1 protein-coding gene and 1 pseudogene are annotated in these 899 nt (G+C 65.2%); one reads left to right on the forward strand and one right to left on the reverse strand.

What is annotated here, in order from left to right:
- Nucleotides 1-308 (reverse strand): GFA family protein (locus tag EOA28_RS37110; RefSeq protein WP_148671174.1); only part of this gene is annotated, 308 nt, incomplete at its 3' end.
- Nucleotides 309-492: 184 nt separating this feature from the next.
- On the opposite strand from EOA28_RS37110, the pseudogene EOA28_RS37115 reads away from it, so the two are divergent.
- Nucleotides 493-899 (forward strand): annotated as a pseudogene (locus tag EOA28_RS37115) (2-oxoglutarate and iron-dependent oxygenase domain-containing protein); the annotation flags it as partial.

The following is an 899-nucleotide window of genomic DNA, read 5'->3' on the forward strand; positions in this document are numbered from 1 at the left end:
GGCTTGAACAGCGACGGGTCGTCGAGCGAGCCGGAGGTGACGCCGAGAATGTTTCTGGAATCGCGGCGCGAGAACAGGGTTGTGCCGCAAGCCGCGCAGAAGCCGCGCTTGAGGTCCGGCGTGGAGTTGATGGTCGCCACCGGCCCTTCGATGGTCACATCGTCGATGCGGAACAGGAGTCGCGCGTTGAAGGCCGCGCCGATCGCCCTCTGGCAGATCCGGCAATGGCAGACGCGCTCGTTGATCGGCTCCGCTTCGGCCCTGTAACGCACCGCGCCGCACAGGCACCGGCCCTCATATCTCGCCATCACCGACACCCGTTTCGAGGAAATGCCGGCAAGGTAGCGGCCGGCATGAGAGGGTCAAACAAAAAACACTGATGGGATGCGATCGCCTGCGCTGATACGGGTGGCCCAATGACGCGCAGTTGCCTGCGATTGACAATCGCCCGCCGCCGCGCCCTGCTTATGGCGTCCGACGGGAGGAAGACTGATGGCCGACATCGACACGATCGCGATCGCACCCTTGTTCGGTCACTCGCCCGCCCGCGACCAGACCGACTCGAGGATCATGGCCGCGGCCTCCGGCATCGGCTTCATGGCGATCCGCGACTTTCCCGGCGACGACTGGCTGACGCCGCAGAACCGGGCGCGACTGCTGGCGATCTTTTCGCTACCGGACGCTGAAAAGCAGAAGCTGCTGCGCTGGAATTTCGACCGCACCAAGGAAAATGTCTATCGCGGCTGGTTTCCGCTGCAGCCGGGCGCCGTGTCCTATAAGGAAGGCATCGACATAGGGCCAGACATCGCCGACGCGCGGACCGAACCCTCCGGCCTCGATACCGGCGATCCGCTCTGCGAGGCCACGCCGCTCCCGCCCGAAAGCACCCTGCCCAGCTG

This window comes from Mesorhizobium sp. M2A.F.Ca.ET.067.02.1.1 (genome assembly GCF_004023285.1).
Classification (GTDB): Bacteria; Pseudomonadota; Alphaproteobacteria; order Rhizobiales; family Rhizobiaceae; genus Mesorhizobium.